This window comes from Streptomyces sp. NPDC056480, assembly GCF_042795405.1.
Taxonomy (GTDB): domain Bacteria; phylum Actinomycetota; class Actinomycetes; order Streptomycetales; family Streptomycetaceae; genus Streptomyces.
In genome coordinates this window covers 37124-51708 of record NZ_JBHTSA010000005.1, presented here as the reverse complement: position 1 = coordinate 51708, position 14585 = coordinate 37124, and the positions used below count along the sequence as shown (strand labels likewise).

General features: G+C 72.7%; 14 protein-coding genes. 7 read left to right on the top strand and 7 right to left on the bottom strand.

From position 1 onward, the window contains the following. Window positions 1-100: 100 nt before the first annotated feature. The 4 genes from ACFQ79_RS04290 to ACFQ79_RS04275 are packed head-to-tail and all read left to right on the top strand — an operon-like array spanning window position 101 to window position 3895. On the top strand, window positions 101-754 hold the full coding sequence (locus ACFQ79_RS04290; RefSeq protein ID WP_383579296.1) for a hypothetical protein: 654 nt from the start codon (window positions 101-103) through the stop codon (window positions 752-754). After that, window positions 751-1848, top strand: a complete 1098-nt coding sequence (locus ACFQ79_RS04285) for a peptidoglycan-binding protein (protein WP_383579295.1) — start codon at window positions 751-753, stop codon at window positions 1846-1848. The genes ACFQ79_RS04290 and ACFQ79_RS04285 overlap by 4 nt, the downstream gene beginning before the upstream one ends. Continuing rightward, window positions 1845-2705, top strand: coding sequence for an ABC transporter ATP-binding protein (locus tag ACFQ79_RS04280; RefSeq protein WP_383579294.1), 861 nt, complete (start codon window positions 1845-1847; stop codon window positions 2703-2705). Before ACFQ79_RS04285 ends, ACFQ79_RS04280 begins: the two co-directional genes overlap by 4 nt. Next, the gene (locus ACFQ79_RS04275; RefSeq protein WP_383579293.1) at window positions 2702-3895 is read left to right on the top strand and encodes an ABC transporter permease; all 1194 of its coding nucleotides are present in this window, start codon (window positions 2702-2704) and stop codon (window positions 3893-3895) included. The genes ACFQ79_RS04280 and ACFQ79_RS04275 overlap by 4 nt, the downstream gene beginning before the upstream one ends. Here ACFQ79_RS04275 and ACFQ79_RS04270 read toward each other — a convergent pair. The 7 genes from ACFQ79_RS04270 to ACFQ79_RS04240 all read right to left on the bottom strand — a co-directional run bounded on the left by ACFQ79_RS04270 (window position 3882) and on the right by ACFQ79_RS04240 (window position 11851). After that, complete coding sequence (locus ACFQ79_RS04270) at window positions 3882-4259, bottom strand: MazG-like family protein (RefSeq protein WP_383579292.1); 378 nt, start codon at window positions 4257-4259, stop codon at window positions 3882-3884. The genes ACFQ79_RS04275 and ACFQ79_RS04270 overlap by 14 nt on opposite strands. Before the next feature lie 113 nt (window positions 4260-4372). Beyond that, on the bottom strand, window positions 4373-5827 hold the full coding sequence (locus tag ACFQ79_RS04265) for a DEAD/DEAH box helicase (protein ID WP_383579291.1): 1455 nt from the start codon (window positions 5825-5827) through the stop codon (window positions 4373-4375). Window positions 5828-6058: 231 nt separating this feature from the next. Next, on the bottom strand, window positions 6059-6262 hold the full coding sequence (locus tag ACFQ79_RS04260) for a cold-shock protein (protein ID WP_030218719.1): 204 nt from the start codon (window positions 6260-6262) through the stop codon (window positions 6059-6061). Window positions 6263-6474: 212 nt separating this feature from the next. Beyond that, window positions 6475-7245: a DUF817 domain-containing protein gene (locus tag ACFQ79_RS04255; RefSeq protein ID WP_383579290.1), complete on the bottom strand. Its 771-nt coding sequence runs from the start codon at window positions 7243-7245 to the stop codon at window positions 6475-6477. A 128-nt stretch (window positions 7246-7373) separates the two neighbouring features. Then, window positions 7374-8819 carry a glyceraldehyde-3-phosphate dehydrogenase gene (locus tag ACFQ79_RS04250; RefSeq protein WP_187624257.1) on the bottom strand — a complete coding sequence of 482 codons (1446 nt, stop codon included), beginning with the start codon at window positions 8817-8819 and terminating at the stop codon, window positions 7374-7376. 107 nt (window positions 8820-8926) lie between these two features. After that, entirely contained in the window at window positions 8927-9958 is a 1032-nt protein-coding gene (locus ACFQ79_RS04245; protein ID WP_383579289.1) for a serine hydrolase domain-containing protein, read from the bottom strand. A gap of 120 nt (window positions 9959-10078) precedes the next feature. Beyond that, window positions 10079-11851, bottom strand: coding sequence for a VanW family protein (locus ACFQ79_RS04240; protein WP_383579288.1), 1773 nt, complete (start codon window positions 11849-11851; stop codon window positions 10079-10081). 294 nt (window positions 11852-12145) lie between these two features. On the opposite strand from ACFQ79_RS04240, the gene ACFQ79_RS04235 reads away from it, so the two are divergent. From ACFQ79_RS04235 to ACFQ79_RS04225, 3 genes are all read left to right on the top strand, one after another. Beyond that, on the top strand, window positions 12146-12907 hold the full coding sequence (locus tag ACFQ79_RS04235) for an IclR family transcriptional regulator (protein WP_383579287.1): 762 nt from the start codon (window positions 12146-12148) through the stop codon (window positions 12905-12907). Window positions 12908-12952: 45 nt separating this feature from the next. After that, the gene (locus ACFQ79_RS04230; RefSeq protein ID WP_073902316.1) at window positions 12953-13282 is read left to right on the top strand and encodes a putative quinol monooxygenase; all 330 of its coding nucleotides are present in this window, start codon (window positions 12953-12955) and stop codon (window positions 13280-13282) included. A 103-nt stretch (window positions 13283-13385) separates the two neighbouring features. Then, complete coding sequence (locus tag ACFQ79_RS04225) at window positions 13386-14420, top strand: LacI family DNA-binding transcriptional regulator (protein WP_383579286.1); 1035 nt, start codon at window positions 13386-13388, stop codon at window positions 14418-14420. Window positions 14421-14585 lie beyond the last annotated feature (165 nt).

Sequence of the window (14585 nt, the reverse complement as noted above, 5' to 3'; positions counted from 1 at the left end):
GCGCCCCGGCAGGGGCTCGATGCGCAGGTCGGGGGCATTGTTACGTTCTCATCATGTCGCCATGGAATCGCCATCACGTGGCGTGACGAGGGTGGTGGCCATGACCCCGAAGACAAGCTCCCGCATCCCGGTCCGACTGCGTCTGACCGTTCTCGCCGTCCTCCCCGTCCTCGCCTTCTCCGCGGCCTGCGGCAGCGGTGACGACAGCGCCGGGGGCGGCGGCGAGCACGACAGGATCGCCTCGGTGCCGGAGACCACGACCGCCTCGCCGTCCGCGCGGAGCCAGACCACTCCGAGCACCCGGCCCGCGGGGAGGAGCGCCTTCTACGACGCCCAGATGGACTACGTCCGCTGCATGCGCGTCAAGGGCGGCTACAAGGACTTCCCCGACCCCAAGCTCAGCGGGCACCTCGACTGGGGGAAGGTCGAGGAGATCTCCTCCCGGCCCGGCCAGATGGAGGCCGCCAAGGGCGGCAGGAACGGCGTCTGCGTCGAAGAACTCCAGAAGGTCATGCTGGCCGAGCCCAAGCGGGACCAGCAGAAGGACTACGAGTCGATGCTGGCGCACGCCAAGTGCATGCGGGACAACGGCGTCTCCCGGTTCACCAACCCGACGATGAGCGGCGGCAACGCCCAGCCGGGCGGCGACCCCAACCCGGCGTCCCCGACCATCGACCAGGACTCGCCGGCGTACAAGCAGGCCCGCGAGGCGTGCCGGACGAAGCTGCTCGACGGTCTGGACGGCATGCAGTGAAGCGCCGCACCGCCCTCCGTACGCTCGCCGCGGTGACGGTCGCCGCCGCCGTCACCGGGGGAGTCGTCCTCCTCGGCGACTTCGGACTCCTCGCCGAGGGCGCGGGCGGGTCCGGAGCCGCCGGGAAGGGCGGCGATCTGCCGCCCGCCACCGCGACGGTCGTACGGACCGACCTCGTCCGGTCCAAGACCGTCGACGGCAGGCTCGACTTCGCGCAGCGCCGCCCCGTCAAGTCCGCCGTCGACGGCACCGTCACGGTCGCCGCCGCCGAGGGCAGGACACTGACCAGGGGGCAGGCACTGTACGAGCTGAACGACAAGCCCGTCACCCTCCTCTACGGCCCCGTCCCGATGTTCCGCGAGATGAAGCCGGGCGACCGGGGCAGCGACGTGCTCCAGCTGGAGCGCAACCTGCGCGACCTGGGGTACGGAGCCGGCGTCCACGTCGACGCGCGCTACGACAAGGGCACCGAGACGGCGGTCAGGCAGTGGCAGAAGTCCCTGAACCGCGAGCCCACCGGAAGGGTCGGCAGAGGGGACGTCGTCTTCCAGCCGGGCCAGGTCAAGGTGGTCTCCGTCGACGCCGCGCTCGCCGACCAGGTCGGCCCCGGCGGCGCCGTCCTCACCGTCGCCTCCACCAGACCCGTCGTCCGGGCCCGCCTGGACCAGACCGACGGCGCGCTCACCGCCGCCGGGACCAAGGTCGAGGTCACGCTGCCCAGCGGGAAGACCGTGGCCGGGCGGGTCGCGGGGACCGTACGCCCCGAGGAGGCCGCGTCGGGGGACGGCGCCGCGCAGGACGGCATCGTCGTCGAGGTCGTCCTCGACGGCGGGGCGCGCGCCGCGTCCGGCGAGGACGCCAGGGCCTCGGCCAGCGTCACGTTCGTCAGCGAAGCCCGCAGGGGAGTCCTCGTGGTTCCCGTCGAGGCGGTCCTCGCCCTGCGCGGCGAGAACGGCGGGTACGGCCTCCAGATCGTCCAGGGCACCACCACGCGGACGATCCGGGTGGACACGGGCATGACCGCCGACGGGAAGATCGAGGTCGGCGGACCGGACGTGCGGGAAGGCCTGACGGTCGGAATGGCGGCCTCATGACCCCGGACCGCCGCCGGGCCGCCGAGCCGCCGGCAGGGGGCGCACAGGCCCGTACGGGGACCGCCCCGGCCTCCGTAAGGACCGCCCCGGCCCCCGCCCGGCCCGCCCCGGCCCTCACCGGGAGACCCGCCGCACCCGCCTCCGTCGTGGAACTGCGGGACGCCACCAAGTCGTACCCCGGCGGTGTCCACGCCCTGCGCGGTGTGAACCTCACCGTCGGCGCGGGTGAACTGCTCGCCGTCGTCGGTCCGTCCGGGTCCGGCAAGTCCACGATGCTCCACGTGATGGGCACCCTCGACAAGCCCACCAGCGGCACCGTCCGGATCGCCGGCCACGACGTGTCCGCACTGTCCGACAACCGCCTCTCCGCACTCCGCGCCCGCCACATCGGCTTCGTGTTCCAGCACTTCCACCTGGCGGCGGGTCGTGACGCCGTCGACAACGTCGCCGACGGGCTGCTGTACGCGGGCGTGCCGCTGAGGGAGCGCCGGGCGCGGGCGCGGGCCGCACTGGACCGGGTACGCCTCGGCCACCGCCACTCCCATACGCCGAACGAGCTGTCCGGCGGCGAGAAGCAGCGCGTGGCCATCGCCCGCGCCCTGGTGGGGGAGCCCCGGCTGCTGCTCGCGGACGAGCCCACCGGCGCCCTCGACACCGCCTCGGGGGAGATCGTCATGGAGCTGCTGCACGAACTGAACGCCGCGGGCACCACGATCTGCGTCATCACCCACGACAACGGGATCGCGGACGCGCTGCCGCGCCGGGTCCGCTTCAAGGACGGCGAGATCGTCTCGGACGAGCGCGGTGTCCTTCCGGACGACCGCGGCCCCCTTTCCGGAGAAGGAGCCGCGCGGTGAAAGGCACCCTCAAACCCTCGCGTCTCTCCGCCGCCGACGTCCTCCGGGTCGGCGCGGTCGGGCTCCGGGCGCGCCGCGCGCGCGTGGTGCTGTCCGCGCTCGGCATCGCCATCGGCATCGCGACCATGGTCGCGGTCGTCGGCCTCTCCGAGTCCAGCCGCGCGGACCTGATGGCCCGGCTCGACCGGCTCGGTACCAACCTCCTGACCGCCGAGGCGGGCAAGGACGCCCTGGGCAAGGAGATCAAGCTCCCCAGGAACGCGGTCGCGATGGTCGAGCGCATCGGCCCCGTCCGGCACGCCACCGGAACCGGCGACGTCGACGCCCGCATCCGCCGCAGCGACCTCGTCCCCGAGGAGCGCACCGCCGGCGTCACCACCCAGGCGGTCCGCACCGACCTCCTGGCCGCCCTCGGCGGCGAGGTCGACAAGGGAGCCTGGCTGGACCTGGCCGGCGAACGGCTCCCGGTCACGGTCCTCGGAGCGGTGGCCGCCGACCGGCTCGGGATCACCCGCACCGGCGAGACGATCATGATGAACGACACCCGTGTGGTCGTCGTCGGCATCCTGAAACCGCTCGAACTGGTCCCGAACCTCGACCGGGTGGCGATGGTCGGATTCCCGGCCGCCGAACGCCACTTCGGCTTCGACGGTCACCCGACCACGATCTTCGAGCGCTCCACCGACGCCTCGGTGGAGGACGTACGGGCGATCCTGGCCCGCACGATCAGCCCCGGCGGCGAGGCGGGCGTCAAGGTCTCACGGCCCTCCGACGCGCTCGCGGCCAAGGCCGCCACCGACAAGGGCCTGACGACCCTGATGCTGGGTCTGGGCGCGGTGGCGCTCCTGGTCGGCGGTGTAGGCGTCGCCAACACCATGGTGATCTCGGTCCTGGAGCGCCGTCAGGAGATCGGCCTGCGCCGCTCCCTCGGCGCGACCCGCAACGCGATCCGGCTCCAGTTCCTCACCGAGTCACTGCTGCTGTCCGCGCTCGGCGGGGCGACGGGCGCGCTGCTCGGGGCGGCGGCGACCCACGGCTTCGCGCGGGTCCAGGGCTGGACCGCGGTCGTCCCGCCCTGGTCCCTCGCGGGAGGCCTCGCCGCGACCCTCCTGATCGGGATGATCGCCGGCCTCTACCCGGCGATCCGCGCCTCGCGCCTCCACCCGACGGTGGCGCTCAACGCGACGTGACCGCGGGGTCGTCGTCCTGGGGGTGCGGGTCCGTGCGCGGCAGGAACGCGGCCGACTTCCGGGCGAGTACGGAGGCGAAGAACTCGGGTGCGTCGTCGGGGCGCATCCGGGTGAGGGCGACCATGCCGGTGATCACGGCGTCGACCACCTCCTCCTGCACCTGCTCCCAGTCGTGGCTGCGGCCCTTGCGCGGATTCGCCGCCCGCACCCCGATGACGGCCTGCGCGGCCTCACCCACCTCCTCGGAGAGCTTGAGCACCTGCAGCGTCCACTGCTCCTCCGCCGCGAGCCCCCGCTCGGCGTCGAACTCCGCGAACCGCGCGGCGAGCGATCGGATCGTGTCCCACGGGTCGTTGTTCCTCACGGGTCTCCTCTGGTCTGCGGACGGTGGAGCGCCCGGCCGCCGTCGCGGCCGGCGGAGCCGGGCAGGGAGCAGGGGCAGGCGGTCCTTCGCCGGCATGCCCCGCGGGGAGCCGCCTACTTGCCGCGGCGGATGCGGGCCGCCTGCCTCGCCTCGGCCGTCTTGCGGGCCTCGGCGGCCTTGCGGGACTCGTTCTTGGCACGGCCCGGGCGGCCCGGGACGGTGCCCATGCCGCGGAAGGCCGCCCCGCCGCGCTTGCTGCCCTCCTGGCTGGGCGCGGCGCCGCCGACGGGCACGCCCGAGGGGGTACGGGCGCCGGTGATGCGGCTCAGCGCGGCCTCGCCCGACCGGACCTTGGTGACCTGGGGACGGATGCCGGCATCGGCCATGAGCCGGGCCACGTCACGCTGCTGCTCGGGGGTGACCAGGGTGACGACGACCCCGGACTCTCCGGCGCGGGCGGTGCGTCCGCCGCGGTGCAGATAGTCCTTGTGGTCGGCGGGCGGGTCGACGTTGACGACGAGGTCGAGCTCGTCGACGTGGATGCCGCGCGCCGCCACGTTGGTGGCGACGAGCACGGGGACCTCGCCGGTCCTGAAGCGGTCCAGGGTGCGGGTCCGCAGCGGCTGGGACTTGTCGCCGTGCAGCGCGGCGGCGCGCACGCCGCTGCCGAGGAGGTGCTTGGTGAACCGGTCGACGGAGGCCTTGGTCGCCAGGAACATGATGACCCGGCCTTCGCGGGCGGCGATCTCCGTGGCGGTGGCGAACTTGTCGGCGCCGTGCACATGGAGCACGTGGTGCTCCATCGTGGAGACGGACGCCGCCGACGGGTCGACGGAGTGGACGACCGGGTCCGTGAGGTAACGCTCGACCAGGAGGTCGACGTTGCGGTCGAGCGTGGCGGAGAACAGCAGCCGCTGGCCCCCGGCGGGCACCAGGTCGAGGAGCTCGGTGACCTGCGGCATGAAGCCCATGTCGGCCATCTGGTCGGCCTCGTCGAGTACGGTCGCGCCCACCCGGTCCAGGCGGCAGTCCTTGCGCTCGACGAGGTCCATGAGCCGGCCGGGCGTGGCGATCAGGACCTCGGCCCCGTCGCGCAGAGCCGTGGCCTGCCGGCCGATCGACATGCCGCCGACGACGGTGGCCAGGCGCAGCTTGAGGGCCCGGGCGAAGGGGTCGAGGGCGTCCGTCACCTGCTGGGCCAGTTCGCGGGTGGGCACGAGGACCAGCGCGAGCGGCTTGCGGGCATCGGCGCGCCGGCCGGCGATACGGGCCAGCAGGGGCAGGCCGAAGGCGAGCGTCTTGCCGGATCCGGTGCGCGCGCGGCCCAGGACGTCGCGGCCGGCGAGGGCGTCGGGGAGCGTCGCGGACTGGATCGGGAACGGCGTGTCGACGCCGAGCCCGGTGAGGACGGCGTGGACCTCGGCCGGCAGGTCGAGCTCGGCGAAGGTGGCGGCGGGCGGCAGGGCCGGGGTGCCGGCGGGCAGCGCCGCCCATTCGTCCCCGCCGGAGGTGCCGCGTCCTGCCCGGTCCGTACGGGGGGCGCTGTTCGCGTTGTTCGTGGTGTTCATGGGTCCTCCTCGAAACGGTGCGCTTCGAGGAATTCGCGAGGGGCCGCGGGCCCGATGAATTACTGGAACGTACCGAATGCCACAGGCGTACGGATCCGGCCACGCCGAGGGGATGAAATCGGCGGCCGGTCGGTGAAAAGCCCGGGAATATCTGGAAAAGCCTGGAAAATGCGACGAGCCGGGGCCCTCACCACACGGGTGAGGACACCGGCTGCGTCGGACGTGTCAACGTCAGGCGGGGAGGATGTTCTCCGCCTGGGGGCCCTTCTGGCCCTGCGTGACGTCGAAGGTCACCTTCTGGCCTTCCTGGAGCTCACGGAAGCCAGAGGTGGCGATGTTGGAGTAGTGGGCGAAGACGTCCGGGCCGCCACCCTCCTGCTCGATGAAGCCGAAGCCCTTTTCAGCGTTGAACCACTTCACGGTGCCGTTAGCCATGTCAATTCTCCTTCGGGGCGTAGCCCTGGGGGCCGCACTGTGCGGACCCCGGAGTCGCCGTGATGATTGCCCCGTCCGGAAAACTGCACCGAAAACACAGAAAGTGCCTGACGATGTCGAATCGTCAAAGGCACTTGTAAGTTTCTTTGGGAACCACGACTGCAACTGCTGTCGACTGTACCACGTCCCCTGCACCCGTGCACCGAATTGCTTCAATTCTCGTGTCGTGCCGACCGGGAAGACATTGCCAGGACGAACGTGACCGTCATCAGCAGCGCCCAGGCGCCGAACTTGGCGAGGGACACCGGCTGCCAGCCGTCCAGCTGGTCCGGATAGCTCCAGGCGCCGACGTACGTGGCCGCGTTCTCCGCGACCCAGAGGAAGAAGCCGATCAGGACGAACGACAGGGCCAGCGGCATCCGGTGGTCCCGGTCGCCGACCCGGAACCGCACCCAGGTCCCCGCCGTCGCCACGAGGAGCAGCGCCGCCAGGGCCCAGCGGGCGTCGGGCAGCCAGTGGTGGCTGAAGAAGTTGACGTACACGGCGGCGGCGAGCGCGGCCGTCGCACGCGGCCGGTACCCCGTCAGCCGCAGGTCGAACAGGCGCCGGGCCCGGCAGACGTAACTCCCGAGCGCCGCGTACAGGAACCCGCCGTACAGCGGCACCCCGCCGACCTTCGTCAGCGCGTCCTCCGGATAACTCCACGAGCCCATCCGTACCTTGACCAACTCGAAGAGCAGGCCCGTGGCGTGGCAGGCGGCGATCACCGCGATGTCCCGCCCCGTGTCCCACCCGACCCTCCAGGCCACGACGGTGAGGCCGATCCCGTACAGGAGCAGCAGGTCGTAGCGGGCGATCGGCAGCTCGGGCAGCAGGGACGAGACGGCGATCCCCCCGACGAGCGCGACGGCGAAGGCGCAGCACCGCACCTCCAGTACCGCGAACCGCAGGAGCTGGCGTATCCCGTGCGTGAACGTGTCCATGCGGGGAGGGACGCCGCTCGGAGGCGGTCGGTTCGCGCGGCGGGAGAGGAAGGGGGACGGCGGACGGCGGCGCGCCGCACCTCCCGGAGGAAGTGCGGCGCGCCGCCGTGCCGGTGGGCGGGTGGAGATCAGACCGCCGGGGCCGGGAAGGTCGGGTACTCCACGCCGGAGACGTGCTGGACGACCCGGATGACCTGGCACGAGTAGCCGAACTCGTTGTCGTACCAGAGGTAGAGGATCGCGTTGTCGCCGTCGACCTTGGTCGCGCCGGCGTCGACGATCGACGCGTGGCGCGAGCCCACGAAGTCCATCGAGACCGCGTCGGGGGCCGTGGTGAAGTCGATCTGACGCTTCAGCGGCGAGTGCAGCGAGACGTCGCGGAGGTACTCGAGGACCTCGTCGCGGGTGGTCTCGCGGCCCAGGCGCAGGCTCAGGATCGCGATCGAGACGTCCGGGACGGGGACGCGGATCGAGCTGCCCGTGATCGGGGCCTTGAGCTCCGGCAGCGCCTTGGCGACGGCCGAGGCGGCACCGGTCTCGGTGATCACCATGTTCAGCGGCGCGGAACGGCCGCGGCGGTCCGCCTTGTGGTAGTTGTCCAGGAGGTTCTGGTCGTTCGTGAACGAGTGGACCGTCTCCACGTGACCGCGGAGCACGCCGTACTCGTCGTCCATCGCCTTCAGCGGCGGCACGATCGCGTTGGTGGTGCAGGAGGCGCAGGAGAGGATCTGCTCGTCCGGCTTGATCGTGTCGTGGTTGACGCCGTGCACGATGTTCGGCACGTCGCCCTTGCCGGGCGCGGTCAGGACGACCTTGTCGATGCCGGGGCGCAGGTGCTTCGAGAGGCCCTCGCGGTCGCGCCACTTGCCGGTGTTGTCGATGAGGATGGCGTTCTCGATGCCGTACGCCGTGTAGTCGACCTCGGAGGGGTCGTTGGCGTAGATCACCTTGATCGTGTTGCCGTTGGCGACGATCGTGCTGTTCGCCTCGTCGACCGTGATCGTGCCCTGGAACTGGCCGTGGATGGAGTCACGGCGCAGCAGCGAGGCGCGCTTCACCAGGTCCTGCTCACCGCCGCCGCGGACGACGATCGCGCGCAGGCGCAGACCGTTGCCCGAGCCGGCCTTCTCGATGAGGAGGCGGGCGACGAGGCGGCCGATGCGGCCGAAGCCGTAGAGGACGACGTCGCGTCCGTCGCGGCGCTCGATCTTGTTCTCACCGGTGGCACCGGCGACGGCCTCGGCGGTGAACTCCTCCACCGTGAGACCGCGGTTGTCGGTCTTGTACTCGGCGGCCAGCATGCCGATGTCGATCTGGGACGGGCCGAGATCGAGGGTGGTGAGCGTCTGGAGGAACGGAAGCGTCTCGGTGACCGACAGTTCCTCGCCGGCGATCTGGCGGGCGAACCGGTGGGTCTTGAGGATGCTGACCACCGACTTGTTCACCAGGGAGCGGCTGTGGACCAGGACGGTGATGTCCTGCTCCCGGTGCAGCTTCCCGATGATCGGGATCATCGACTCCGCGATCTCCTCGCGGTTCTTCCAGCTGGTGAACGAGTCGTCATTGACAGTCACAAGTTTATCTTTCGAGCTAGGCGGCGCTCATATGGTAACCCCCGGTCTGATTGCTCCATCAGAGGGGTGTCCAAGCTCACGACCTGCCCGTCCCCGCCCGGGCGGGGTCACGGGAAGGCGAGGGTCCTGAACACCTCCCTGACGCGGGCCAGGGGGCCGGGATCCCGGGTCAGATGGAGACGGTTGGTGAGGAGGACCGCCCAGCGGTCCCGGGTCGGCGAGACCCACATGCCCGTGCCCGTGAAGCCGAAGTGGGACCAGACGCCGTCCGCGGGTCGCGTGCCCGGCGCCGGGTGCCAGAACAGCCCGCGGGGAGGTTCGAGGCCGCCGGTCCGCACACGGAGCGAGCAGGCCGTCCACTCGGCCGAGAAGGTGCCGGGCACCGGGGCGAGCAGGTGCCGCAGGAACCGTCCGACGTCGCCGGTGGTCGTGAAGACCCCCGCGATCCCGCAGGCGCCGCCGAGCAGCCGGGCCGAGAAGTCGTGGACGGTGCCCTTGAGGTGCCGGCCGCTCTCCTCGTCGTACTCGGTGGGCGCGCACCGCTCCCTGAGCGCGGCGGGCAGCGGACCGTACCGGGTCTCCGTCATCCCGAGCGGGGTCCAGACCCGCTCCTCGGCGAGCCGGGGGAGCGGGCGGCGGGTGAGGTGCTCGGCGAGGTAGCCGAGGATCAGGGCCGCCCGGTCGGTGTACGCGACGGCCTCCCCGGGCCGGTGCCTGAGCCGCTCGGCGAGGACGCCGTCCCGCACGTCCTGCGGATCGGAGCCGTAGAGGTGCCGGAGGTTGGCGCGAAGCGGCATGCCCGCGGTGTGGGTGAGGAGGTGATGTGCCGTCACGTCGCCGAGCGGCCGCCCCGCCGCCTCGGGCCAGTAACCGCCCAGCGGGGCCGTCGGATCGAGCTTCCCGGCGTCGACGAGGGTGCCGATCACGGCCCAGACGGCGAGGATCTTGGTGAGGCTCGCCACGTCGAACAGCGTGTCGTGGCGCATCGGTTCCTCCGGCCGCGCCGGGTCGAGCAGACCGACGGCCCCCGCCGACAGGGTCGTACGGGCGTCGCCCACGGCCCAGACCATGCCGGGGCAGACGCCCGCGCGCACCGCGTCGGAGAGGAGCCGCTCGAAGGGGTCGCTGCGCTGCGCCAAGGCGGGCCTCCGGACGGTTGAGGGCGGCCCTGGCCTGGTGGGCCGTGCTCCGGAGTCATGCCCCGGCCGTACGGGAAGACACCCTTCCGGGCGTCCGTCTCCCCACCGGCCGCACGCCGGTCACCTGGCGTCCGTCTCCTTGTCGGGCTTGTCGACCGGCTTGCAGGTGACCTCGTCGCGCGGGGTGTAGTGGGTCTTGAACGTCTCCCGCTTGACCTCGGCGCCGTCGTTCTTGAAGACCCGGTCCACCGAGATGTCGAAGCCCTGCAGCGGCGGCTGCGGCACACAGGCCTTGCCGGTGCCCTCGGCCTTCTTCGGCTCCGTGAGGTTGGTGCGCTCGCCGGCGACCGCCTCCACGGAGTCGTACTTCTTCGTCCCGAGGAAGCTCACGGTGACGGACGAGTCCGTCGCGCCGGCCTTGATGTAGATCGGCTTCCCGGAGTCGTTCCGGAACTTCAGGTCGAGCTGGCCCCAGGCGACGGTCGCCTCGCGGCCCGCCGGGTAGCGCTCGATGTAGAAGGAGTGGGCGCCGTACTCGACGGGCTTCACCCCGGCGAAGAACATGGCGTTGAACATGGTGGTGGCCATCGCCGACACACCGCCGCCGGGCGCGGAGCGGTACTGGCCGTCCAGGATCATCGTGCCGTCGACGAAGCCGTTGTCCGGGGTGCGCTCGCCGACCGTCCTGTTGAAGCTCCAGACCTCGCCCGGCTGGACGATCGAACCGTTGATGAGCTCGGCGGCCCGGCCGATGTTCGTCGTCCGGTACGGAGCGCTCGGGAAGTTCACCGTGAACGTCGACATCTGCTCGGTGATCCCGAGACGCGCCAGGGAGTCGGACGTCAGCTCGGGCTGCGTCACCGTCGTGGCCACGGCGCCGGTACGCGCGGCGTCGCCCGAGCGGGTCAGCAGCGGGCGCACGGCGTCGCCGAGGGCCTTCGCGGTCACCTCGTGCCCCGGCCTGCCCTCCGACTCGACGACGACCCTGCCGTCCCGCACGCCGAGGGTCGCCTCCACGGGCGCGCCCGTCAGCGAGGAGACCGGGTCCGCCACGTCCGGGTCGCGCAGCAGCGCATCGGCGTCCAGGGCGGCGGTCAGCCGGCCGTTGTCGTTCTTCACGGTGAGGTGGTCGCCGAGCGTCGCGGCGGAGATCCGCAGCCGGTCCGCGCCCGCCGTGAGCGTCACGGGTCCCGAGACGGCGGGCTTCGCGTACGTGTCGAGGAAGCGGTTCACCTCGGCCGCGGGCAGCTTCGGCTCGGTCACGGCGACGGGAAGCGTGACGGGCGAGGCACCGGTGGCGGGGTAGGCGGCGCGCAGGGTCTCGACGGCCTTGCCCGTGTCCAGCTTCTGGCCCGTGACGGGACGGGTCGCGACGGCCTTGCCCTCGCGGAAGGCCACGGCCCCCTCGCGCACCGCGCGGTCGTTCTTCCTGGCCAGCTCGGCCACGGCGGCGTTCGCCTTGCCCGCGTCGTAGGCGAGGACCGGCTGGATCTCGCGGTCGCCGGACGAGAAGAGGCGGCCGATGACGGTGAACGGGTCGCGGGAGGGATCGGCCGCCAGCTCGGCGGTCTTCGCCACGTCCACGGTGAGACCGGCGGACGCGGGCGCCACGGTCGAGGCGCTGTCGCCGACCCGCACGGGTATCGGCGCGCTCCACGCGGCCGGTGCCTCGGCCGCCAGTCTGGCCTCGGCGTCGGCGCGGCTCATGCCGCCGATGTCGACGCCGCCGACACGGGTGCCGGCGGATATGTCGTCGCCGGTGGCGACGAGCCCCGCCACGTACAGGCCGCCCGCGGCGACGGCGACCACGCCTGTCGCGATCGCCGCTGTCCGGAGACGCGGACGGCGCCCCTCGCGGGGCGTCGGGGCATGGTCGGTCGTGGAGCGGGGCACGCGCTCTCCCGTGGCGTCGAGGATCAGGGGAACACTAGACGGTACGCCGAAAGAGTGTCTTATGCACATAAGGGGGGTTTGACCTGCGGGGATACGGAGCGCCCCAACGCGGGTACGGAGAGTCCCCGCGTTGGGGCGCGGAGAGTCCCCGAGAGGGCGCGGAGAATCCCCGCGTGAGGGCACGAGGCTTCCCCGCGTGAGGGCGCGGGGCTTCCCCGGCGACCGTGCCGGCGCCCCGGAGCGGGGACGCGCGGCGGCCCCACCCCGGCCTCGCCGCCCGCCTAAGCTGGACCGATGCCTGACCCGTCCCCGAGCTCCGGGCCCCAGTCCGTCGACCGGGCCCTCGCCGTCCTCGACGCCGTCGCCGACGCCGACCGGCCCGTCGGGGCGAAGGCGCTGGCCAGGCGCCTCGGATGCGCCCTCTCGACCGTCTACCACCTGACCGGACCCCTGCTCGCGCGCGGCTACCTCGTCCGCACCGCCGAGGGGTACGCCCCCGGGCCCCGCGTCCCGGCCCTGCACCGCTCCCACCAGCGGCACCACGGGCTCGGCGCCGGCACCGGTGAACTCCTCGGCCGGCTGCGGCGGGCCACGGGCGCGGAGGCCTACCACACCGCCTACCGCGACGGCCTGATCACCGTCGTCGACACCACCGCCCCCGTCACCGACGCCGCCCACCCCTTCGCGCCGGGGCCCGAGCAGCGCGCCCACGCGACCGCCCACGGCAAGGCCCTGCTCGCCGCACTGCCGCGGCCGCTGCGCCGCCGCTATCTCGCGGAGCACGGGATGGCGCGTTTCACCGAGCGGACGATCACCAGCGCCGAGCGCTTCGAGGCCGAGGTCGACCGGGTGCGCGGGCAGGGCATCGCCGTGTCCGTGGGCGAGGCGGACCTCGCGTACACCTGTCTCGCCGTCGCGTTGCCCGAGCGCGGCGACGGCATCGTGCACGCCCTGTCGGTCTCGCTGCCCACCGCCGACTTCGGGCGGCGGCAGGGCGAGATCCGGGCGGCGCTCACCCGCGCCGTACCGGAGTTTCCGGCCCTGCCGGAATCCTGAGCCGGCCGACTGGCCGTGCCGGCCGGGGCGCCGCAGGCTGGTCGCATGATCTTCATCGCCGTACGTTTCACCGCCCGCCCCGACCACGCCGACCGCTGGCTCGACCTGGTCGCCGACTTCACCCGCGCCACCCGCGAGGAGCCCGGCAACCTCTTCTTCGACTGGTCCCGCAGCGTCGACGACCCGAACGTCTTCGTCCTCCTCGAGGCCTTCGCGGACGCCGAGGCGGGTGCGGCACACGTCGCCTCCCCGCACTTCACCGCCGGTCTCGAGGCCATGGCCGGAGCCATCGCCACCACCCCCGAGATCATCAACGTCGAGGTCCCGCAGCAGGGCTGGGGCGCCATGGCCGAGCTCGCCCCGACCGGCGCCTGAGCGTTCCCCGGGCCCTTCCGCGGCGCCCGGGACCGCCTCGCCCCGCCTGATAGGTTCGCGTGCACACGCAGGCGGGGCGGCGGCCCGAGGGGAGAAGCGGCACATGGCGGTGAGCGGGCGGCAGACCGGCAGGCCCACCCTTGAGGAGGTCGCGGCCAGGGCCGGAGTCGGCCGCGGCACCGTCTCCCGGGTCATCAACGGCTCCCCGAGGGTGAGCGAACAGGCCAAGGCCGCCGTCGAGCGGGCCGTCGCCGAACTCGGCTACGTACCGAACCGGGCCGCCCGCGCCCTGGCGGGCAGCCGGACCGACGCCGTCGCGCTCGTCATCCCCGAGACCGAGGCCCGGCTCTTCGCGGAGCCGTACTTCCTCGACATCATCCGCGGCGTCAGCGGCGAACTCGCCGACGCCGACAAGCAGTTGCTGCTCACGCTGATCCGCAGCGAGCAGGAGCGGCAGCGCTTCGAGCAGTACCTCGCGGCCCAGCGCGTCGACGGCGTCCTCCTCGTCTCCGTGCACGGCTCCGACCCCCTGCCCGACCAGGTCCGCGCCCTCGGCCTGCCCGCCGTCCTCAACGGCCGCCGCACCGAGGACGAGCGCGTCGCCTTCGTCGACTCCGACAACACCGGCGCCGGCCGGACCGCCGTCGGCCATCTCGCCGCGCGCGGCCGCCGTGCCGTCGCCACGATCACCGGACCGCTCGACATGTACGTGGCCCGCTGCCGTCTCGACGGCTACCGGGAGGGCCTGGCGGAGGCAGGACTGGCCGCCGACGAAGGGCTCGTCGCCACCGGGGACTTCACCGAGGAGGGCGGGCGGCGCGCCATGCGCCGACTCCTGGACCGCAGGCCGGACCTGGACGCCGTCTTCGCCGCGTCCGACGTCATGGCCGCGGGCGCGCGCGGCGTCCTGCGCGAGGCGGGCCGCCGGGTCCCGGAGGACGTGGCGCTCGTCGGCGTCGACGACTCGGCCGTCGCCCGGCACATGGACCCGCCGCTGACCAGCGTCCGGCAGCCCATCGAGGAGATGGGCCGCACCATGGCCCGGCTGCTGCTCCAGGAGATCGCCGCGCCCGGCGGGCCGGACGAGCAGCCCCGCCGGATCCTCCCGACGGAACTCGTGGTCCGCGCCTCCTCTTGACGAGGAGTCCCTCCGGCCGCCCCGTCCCGACACGGCCTCCGGCTTCCGGCTTCCCCGTTCCGACACGGCCTCCGGCTTCCCCGTTCCGACACGGCCCCCGGCCGCCCCGTCCCGACGCCGAATCCCTCCGGCCGCCCGCCTCCTCCTGACGTGGGGACACCCCGC

What these genes read in the sequence shown, in the direction of transcription:
- ACFQ79_RS04230 (WP_073902316.1), top strand. Translation starts at nt 12,953, where the DNA reads ATGATCTTCATCGCCGTACGTTTCACCGCCCGCCCCGACCACGCCGAC.
- ACFQ79_RS04260 (WP_030218719.1), bottom strand. Translation starts at nt 6,262, where the DNA reads ATGGCTAACGGCACCGTGAAGTGGTTCAACGCTGAAAAGGGCTTCGGC.
- ACFQ79_RS04290 (WP_383579296.1), top strand. Translation starts at nt 101, where the DNA reads ATGACCCCGAAGACAAGCTCCCGCATCCCGGTCCGACTGCGTCTGACC.
- ACFQ79_RS04265 (WP_383579291.1), bottom strand. Translation starts at nt 5,827, where the DNA reads ATGAACACCACGAACAACGCGAACAGCGCCCCCCGTACGGACCGGGCA.
- ACFQ79_RS04280 (WP_383579294.1), top strand. Translation starts at nt 1,845, where the DNA reads ATGACCCCGGACCGCCGCCGGGCCGCCGAGCCGCCGGCAGGGGGCGCA.
- ACFQ79_RS04255 (WP_383579290.1), bottom strand. Translation starts at nt 7,245, where the DNA reads ATGGACACGTTCACGCACGGGATACGCCAGCTCCTGCGGTTCGCGGTA.
- ACFQ79_RS04235 (WP_383579287.1), top strand. Translation starts at nt 12,146, where the DNA reads ATGCCTGACCCGTCCCCGAGCTCCGGGCCCCAGTCCGTCGACCGGGCC.
- ACFQ79_RS04225 (WP_383579286.1), top strand. Translation starts at nt 13,386, where the DNA reads ATGGCGGTGAGCGGGCGGCAGACCGGCAGGCCCACCCTTGAGGAGGTC.